A 6,979-nucleotide genomic window follows, 5' to 3' on the forward strand; every position below is an offset into this window, starting at 1 on the left:
TAAAACTTAGAGTCTTTTCATAGGTTACTTTTGTTTCCTTTCTCTTTTATAAGTATCTAAAAACAAATCTAAAGGAGCTTGTCGAAGTTTTAATTTATTGGTTTTTAATTTGTTTTCGACAGGCTCAGACTAACAAATACAAGTTTTAAATACTCTTTTGACAGCCTCATCAGTTTTGTGGTTTTAAGTATGCTTACTATCGGGTATATTTTCTTTTTCTCAACCAAAAGAAGAATAGACTAAAAAGTCCAAGAAGAACTAAAGGAACTACGATATTGATAACTTGCCATAAGGTTCGAGTTGCTACCACTTTTTCTATATTTAGAAAAGCAATGTTTATCTCTTTTCCCCTTACTTCGGTTAAACCAGAATCGTCTAGCAAATAATTTACCGTATTTAAAAGAAACTCTTTATTACCATATTGTAGATTTAGATACGGGTCATATCCAAGAGTAATCGGTCTTCCTTTTCTGATTCCATTTTTGATCACATCACCATCCGCAATAACTACCATTTTTGTGTCTTCACTTTGATCTTTATTATCACTTAATGAAAAAGGTTTTACTCTGTCTTTATAAGCTGATTTAAAGTTTCCTTCTAAGAGCACCGCCAGATTATGTGTTCCTTCTGTATAACTTTCCATATCAGGTTTTTGTCCGATGATATTGTCTAGTTTGATTTCTGCAGGAATTCCTTCCAATTTGGAACGTTCGGAGCTCGTTAATAATACGGTCTTTTTTACATCATTTTTAAGCGTGTCGATCTGGTTCGAGAACTCGAACTTTACAGATTCAATATTTTTTACAATTGGGTGATTGCTGTTACTTTTAGTTAGTGATGCATAGTACCAAGGATGAGGTGTAAACTGTGTATTATTTCCTTCTCCAGAGGCAAGCATGAGGGGGGCAGAGTATAAGTCATTTACTAATACTGGATTAATACGTACTCCGTACGAAAATAAAGCATCTCCTAATCGTAGATCTTGCATAAAGGCAATTGCAGATCCTTTGGACTGAGGTTTGAACAAGCTATCAATTTCCATTGCTACAGATTCTACCATCCATAATGATTTACCACCATCCATGATAAACTGGTCCATTACATATTTTTCATTTTCAGAAAATGCTTCCGTCGGTTTTGCATTGATTAGTAAATCAAATTTTTGTAAATCTTCTAAGGTTTTCTTAGGATTCGATGCTACGGAATCTAAAGTAAAAGCGCCAACAAAATAATACTCTTGTAATGTTTTAATAAAATCAGCAATCTTTCCATCCGGCAGTTGTCCGTTTCCTTTAAGTACTGCGATTTTGTGTTTCTTTGGATGGATTAGTTTTTTAAGCGCATCGGCAAAAACATATTCTAACTGCTGTATAGAATTATTTACACGTTCTTCGGTAGTGGCTCCAATGGTGTTTTTTACCAAAGCGACTTTTACACTTCGCTTTTGGTAATTCATGATTGCCCATGGCACTACAGTTTCGATTTCTGTTTTACCACTTTCTTGTACACTTACTTCCATTGGTGTAAGTCCCAGGCGCTGTAATTCTTCGAGTGTTTCTTTTCTAAATTCTTCCTCTTCTAAAGGATTTGTAAAGACGTACTGAATCTTTGGATTAATCGAGTTAAATTCCTCTACTATTTGTTTGGTTTCATTTTGTAATCTTCTGAACTCTGATGGAAAGTCACCATCCAAAAGTATATCAATCGCAATGGGTACTTCGGCTTCTTTTAATAGTTTTTTCGTCGCTTCCGATAGTGTAAATCGCTTATCTGCTGTAAGGTCAAAACGATTATAAAATGACGATCCTAGAAGATTGATAATTACCACTGTAATGGTGGCAAAAGAAGCAAGCTTACTAATGGTTTTCTTAGTATTTTTACTTAGAATAATCGATGTAAGAAATATAAAAATCGAAATGATACTCAAAAAATAGATAATATCTCTGGTATCTAAAATTCCTTGACTAATACGCTCGTAATGTAATTGAATTCCGATTTGTTCTACGGTATAATCACCAGCACCTAATAGTTGGTAATTGGCTAATCCACTAAATCCAAAGTAAAATAGAAAGCACAGAAAAAGTCCTATCAAAAAGGAGACAATTTGGTTATTAGTTAACGATGAAGCAAAGGTTCCTATCGAGGTGTAGGTAGCACCCAATAATAAGAGTGCAATATAGGAACCTATAGTACTACCGCTATCTAAACTTCCAACGGGGTTACCCAATTGATAAACAGTAATAACATACAACAAACTAGGTAGTAATGCGATGCAGATTAATGCTAAGCTTCCTAAATATTTTCCTAGAGCTAGTTGCCAATTTTTAATAGGTTTGGTAAGTAGTAATTCTAAGGTGCCTTGTTTTCTCTCTTCGGCAATACTACGCATGGTTACTGCCGGAATTAAAAACAATAAAATCCAAGGCGCCACTAAAAAGAAAGGCGTTAAACTAGCGAAACCACTATCTAGGATATTAAACTGACCTTTAAAAACCCACAGAAAAAGACCATTAAGAATTAAAAATATACTGATCACTAAATATCCTACAGCGGATGCAAAAAATGTATTAATCTCTTTTCTTATGATTGCAAGCATATGCTGGTACTCTCTTTTGATGTAAGTTATTAGGAGGTGAAAATAAGGATTTTGTTTGTACTGTTCCTATATCTTGGTGTTACAATTCTTCAATTTTTTCCACACTCCAAGCTTCTGGTTTTTGATTGAACTTAGTTTTGGTGTTTGCCCAAATATCTTTAAATAACGCAGAGTTACGATAGTTATTGAGATGTTCTTCAGATTCCCAATGGCTATAGGTGAAAAATTGATTCGTTTGGTGTATATCTCTAATCAGTTTCAGATGTTTACAACCTTCAAAATTTCGGATTTTATCTTTGTTTTTTTCAAAATTTTCTAAAAAAGCGTCTATCTGTTCAGGTACGAAACCTAATTTTACAATGCGTATGATCATTTTTATATAACTGGATGAGCAAAGCTACAAAGTTTTTGCGTTAGGGATAGCAGTGGCATACTTTTTTCTCAATAGAGTTGAATCTTCAGGAAAAAGGGTAAAGAAAAAAGATATAACGGATAGCCCGCTCGAACGCCATTGTTATAATATGATCATTCAAAAGTAATGCTAACCGTGTCTCTAAAATATAATCCAAATAGGCTAGAAGCACCACCAACGGTTCTGGGATTACTCTTGTAGATCGCTAATTCTAAATATCCAGAAGAGTTGAAAACCGCTAATTTCTTACCGTCTTCTTCACGTTTACTTTTCTCTATATCAAAATTGATGGCATCGCTATAACGCTCATAGATTTTGCTAAATACTGCGCTTCTGGCTGTAATCTTAAAGCTTCTTCCTTTGCCAATATCCTCAAAAAGTTTACGAGTGATATTGGTGATAAGGTTGCCATAATTATCGATGTATATAATACTTCCTACGATCTGCTTGTCGCCAAGATTTACGATAGGAGTTATTCCTTTAATAAGTTTTATTTCGGCTGTAGGTTTACCGATTACCTCAAGAGTACCTCCTCGTGCGATATGACAAGCCACCGCTACAAAAACATCAAGTACCGGGAAGTTAGTTCCGATGGCATCATGGATATTGATTTCTACAATTTTTTCGGGTCGAAATTCTGAAGCAATTAAAGAAATCAATCCATTATTGGCGCAGATAAAGTAGTGATCATCTAATAAAACAGCGATATGTTTATTTTCTGGATTGAGTTCACTGTCGATTCCTACGATATGAATACTGCCTTTTGGGAAGCTTTTGTAGGCATTTTGAATAATATATGCTGCTTCTGTAATATGAAAAGGAGAAATCTCGTGCGAAATATCAACAATTGTAGCTTCTGGTAATTCGGTATAGATAGCACCTTTAACCGCAGACACAAAGTGATCTTTGATTCCGAAATCTGTAGTTAAAGTTATTATTGGCATCGATAAGAATTGTTAATATCTTTTGATTATAAGCGCTTAAAAATATGTAAATTTGCTAAGAAGTTATTCAAAGTTTTTTTGAATCGAGAAATCTATTAATAAAAACCTACGAGTTTATCATATTAGACTACTATACGCATTATATGATTATTACTAAAATTCAACTTGTACTATCATTTTCATTTTTGATTCCCCGACAAAAACTTCAAATAATCCCGATAGCCATTGGGAGCACAAACTTAGTCAATCCAAAAAACAAATCATACTAAAAATTACTATAGCTTTTGAACGAACTTATTATTGAACTAACAGAAATCAATCCAAGAGAGTTTTTCGGACTCCAAAACAGTAATATTCAATTATTAAAGAAATATTTTCCTAAACTGAAAATTGTTGCTCGAGGAAGTAAACTAAAGGTATATGGTGATGAAGATATGCTCGAAGAGTTTGATATGCGCCTAAATATGCTTTTAGAGCATTTTGGAAAATACAATAAACTCGATGAAAATGTTATTGAGCGTGTATTAACCAGCGATAGTAAAGCGGATTACGAAACGTCTGTTGGTAGTGGAGAAACCTTGGTACATGGAGTAGGCGGTAGACTAATCAAAGCACAAACAGCTAATCAGCGCAAATTGGTAGAATTGACCAATAAGAATGATATGGTTTTTGCGATTGGTCCTGCAGGAACTGGTAAAACGTATACCGGTGTTGCGCTAGCGGTAAAAGCATTGAAGGAAAAACAAGTACGAAGAATTATACTAACCAGACCAGCAGTTGAAGCTGGTGAAAATCTTGGCTTTTTACCAGGAGATCTAAAAGAAAAACTAGATCCCTATATGCAACCACTGTATGATGCGTTACGGGATATGATTCCTGCAGAAAAGCTAGAGAGTTTTATAGAGAAAGGAGTTATTCAGATAGCACCAATGGCGTTTATGCGTGGTCGTACCTTGGATAACGCATTTGTGATCTTGGATGAAGCACAAAATACTACCCATGCGCAAATGAAGATGTTCTTAACACGAATGGGTAAGAATGCTAAGTTTATGATTACAGGGGATCCAGGACAGATAGATTTACCGCGTAGAGTAACTTCTGGATTAAAAGAAGCTTTGTTGGTATTAAAAGGCATCTCTGGAATCGGAATCATTCATTTGGATGACAAAGATGTAATCCGTCATAAATTGGTGAAAAAGGTAATTGCAGCCTACAAAGAGATCGAAAACCGAAATGGTTAGATGGTAGATTTGTTTTTGAAGTATTGTAACATCTAATTCTGAGTTAAAAAGTAGTACGTTGAAAAGTATATATCATTTTAAGTTCGAGGACTTAATTATTTATAACAAAGCAATCGATTTTGGTGAGTCTGTACATGATCAGGTTCAGGCGTTTCCTAAAGAAGAAGCCAATCGATTAGCATCGCAGTTTACGATAGCGGCTGATGCTATTGCGCTACACATAGCCGAAGGTTCGGCAAGTTCTAATGATCAATTTAATAACTATTTGCAAATCGCTTGGGATCGCGCACATGAGTGTATTGTTTGCAGCACCAAAGCACGATTAAGAGGTTTTATTACCGAAGAACAAGACGAATTGAATAGAGGGGATATCACTGAATTAACCAAAATGATTACCTCTTTTAAAAGACATTTAAAATTAAAGCAACTGGAGAGTAGTAGTAAGTAAAACTTAATATTTATAATAATTCTCCAATAGGAATCACAATGAAGAATACCATCACAAATACCAATTATAATTTTCCGGGTCAGCAATCAGTATATAAAGGAAAAGTAAGAGAAGTTTATAATATTAATGACGAATTGTTAGTCATGATCGCTACCGATCGGTTGTCTGCTTTTGATGTAGTCATGCCAAAAGGAATTCCGTTTAAAGGGCAAATTCTAAATCAGATTGCTACGCAAATGATGAAAGCTACCGAAGATTTAGTGCCTAATTGGTTGATTGCTACACCCGATCCTAATGTAGCGGTTGGGCATTTATGCGAACCTTTTAAGGTAGAAATGGTAATCAGAGGATATCAATCTGGTCATGCTGCCAGAGAATATAAAGCTGGAAAAAGAATGTTGTGTGGTGTTCCTATGCCAGAAGGGATGAAAGAAAATGATAAGTTCCCAGAACCGATTATCACACCATCTACCAAAGCGGATAATGGAGAGCATGATGAGGATATCTCTAGAGAAGAAATTTTGGCTAAAGGCATTGTCTCTGAAGAAGACTATTTGGTATTAGAAGATTACACTCGAAAGTTATTCCGAAGAGGAACTGAAATTGCTGCAGAGCGTGGATTGATCTTGGTAGATACGAAGTATGAGTTTGGAAAAACGAAAGATGGAAAAATTGTCTTAATTGATGAGATCCATACACCAGATTCATCGCGTTATTTTTATGCAGAAGGATACAAAGAACGACAAGAGAATGAAGAACCACAAAAGCAATTGTCTAAAGAGTTTGTTAGACAGTGGCTCATTAGCAACGGTTTCCAAGGGAAAGAGGGACAACAGATTCCTGAAATGTCGGAAGAATACATCAATTCTGTATCTGATCGTTATATAGAACTCTTTGAAAATATTACTGGTACTACCTTTGAAAAAGCAGATGTTTCCAATATCCAGAGTAGGATAGAAGCGAATGTATTGGAGTATTTGAAAGGATAACCGTTTTTAAAGAACCGTCAGTTCTAGTGGTTTTTCGAAATAGAATGTAGAAAAATTATATCGAGATCCTTTTTTAGAATGTTAGGTTTATTACATCTCGATACATTTTTACTCCGCTACGGCTATGTAAAAACACTCGATGAGACGTTGATGATCCTTTAAAATTAGTTCTCTGAAGACTGTATTACTCATTAAATGGTCAGTTCGAGTGGTTTTTCGAAATGGAATGTAGAAAAATTATATCGAGATCCTTTTTTAGAATGTTAGGTTTATTACATCTCGATACATTTTTACTCCGCTACGGCTATGTAAAAACACTCGATGAGACGTTGATGATCCTTTAAAATTA

Annotated in this window: 6 protein-coding genes; 3 read left to right on the top strand and 3 right to left on the bottom strand. The window is 34.9% G+C overall.

Going from position 1 to position 6,979, the window contains the following annotated elements:
* Window positions 1-196: 196 nt before the first annotated feature.
* The 3 genes from gldG to ACWNT5_RS23010 form a co-directional block, all read right to left on the bottom strand.
* Window positions 197-2,596 (bottom strand): gliding motility-associated ABC transporter substrate-binding protein GldG, encoded by a 2,400-nt coding sequence (gene gldG, locus ACWNT5_RS23000; RefSeq protein WP_299610430.1) that lies wholly within the window; start codon window positions 2,594-2,596, stop codon window positions 197-199.
* 79 nt (window positions 2,597-2,675) lie between these two features.
* Window positions 2,676-2,969, bottom strand: coding sequence for a putative quinol monooxygenase (locus ACWNT5_RS23005; protein WP_299610433.1), 294 nt, complete (start codon window positions 2,967-2,969; stop codon window positions 2,676-2,678).
* Window positions 2,970-3,121: 152 nt separating this feature from the next.
* Complete coding sequence (locus ACWNT5_RS23010; protein ID WP_299610435.1) at window positions 3,122-3,952, bottom strand: SAM hydrolase/SAM-dependent halogenase family protein; 831 nt, start codon at window positions 3,950-3,952, stop codon at window positions 3,122-3,124.
* 284 nt (window positions 3,953-4,236) lie between these two features.
* Here ACWNT5_RS23010 and ACWNT5_RS23015 point away from each other — a divergent pair, with 284 nt between their 5' ends.
* Genes ACWNT5_RS23015 through ACWNT5_RS23025 form a run of 3 tightly spaced genes read left to right on the top strand, consistent with a single transcriptional unit; the run spans window position 4,237 to window position 6,630 of the window.
* The gene (locus tag ACWNT5_RS23015; RefSeq protein WP_299610437.1) at window positions 4,237-5,193 is read left to right on the top strand and encodes a PhoH family protein; all 957 of its coding nucleotides are present in this window, start codon (window positions 4,237-4,239) and stop codon (window positions 5,191-5,193) included.
* A 58-nt stretch (window positions 5,194-5,251) separates the two neighbouring features.
* Window positions 5,252-5,641 (top strand): four helix bundle protein, encoded by a 390-nt coding sequence (locus tag ACWNT5_RS23020; RefSeq protein WP_456518681.1) that lies wholly within the window; start codon window positions 5,252-5,254, stop codon window positions 5,639-5,641.
* A gap of 38 nt (window positions 5,642-5,679) precedes the next feature.
* Window positions 5,680-6,630, top strand: coding sequence for a phosphoribosylaminoimidazolesuccinocarboxamide synthase (locus ACWNT5_RS23025; RefSeq protein WP_456518682.1), 951 nt, complete (start codon window positions 5,680-5,682; stop codon window positions 6,628-6,630).
* Window positions 6,631-6,979: the final 349 nt, after the last annotated feature.

The sequence above is a fragment of the Aquimarina sp. 433 genome (assembly GCF_054054605.1).

Bases quoted from the DNA above. Each gene is read 5' to 3' on its own strand.
- gldG (WP_299610430.1), bottom strand. From the start codon at position 2,596: ATGCTTGCAATCATAAGAAAAGAGATTAATACATTTTTTGCATCCGCT.
- ACWNT5_RS23025 (WP_456518682.1), top strand. From the start codon at position 5,680: ATGAAGAATACCATCACAAATACCAATTATAATTTTCCGGGTCAGCAA.
- ACWNT5_RS23005 (WP_299610433.1), bottom strand. From the start codon at position 2,969: ATGATCATACGCATTGTAAAATTAGGTTTCGTACCTGAACAGATAGAC.
- ACWNT5_RS23010 (WP_299610435.1), bottom strand. From the start codon at position 3,952: ATGCCAATAATAACTTTAACTACAGATTTCGGAATCAAAGATCACTTT.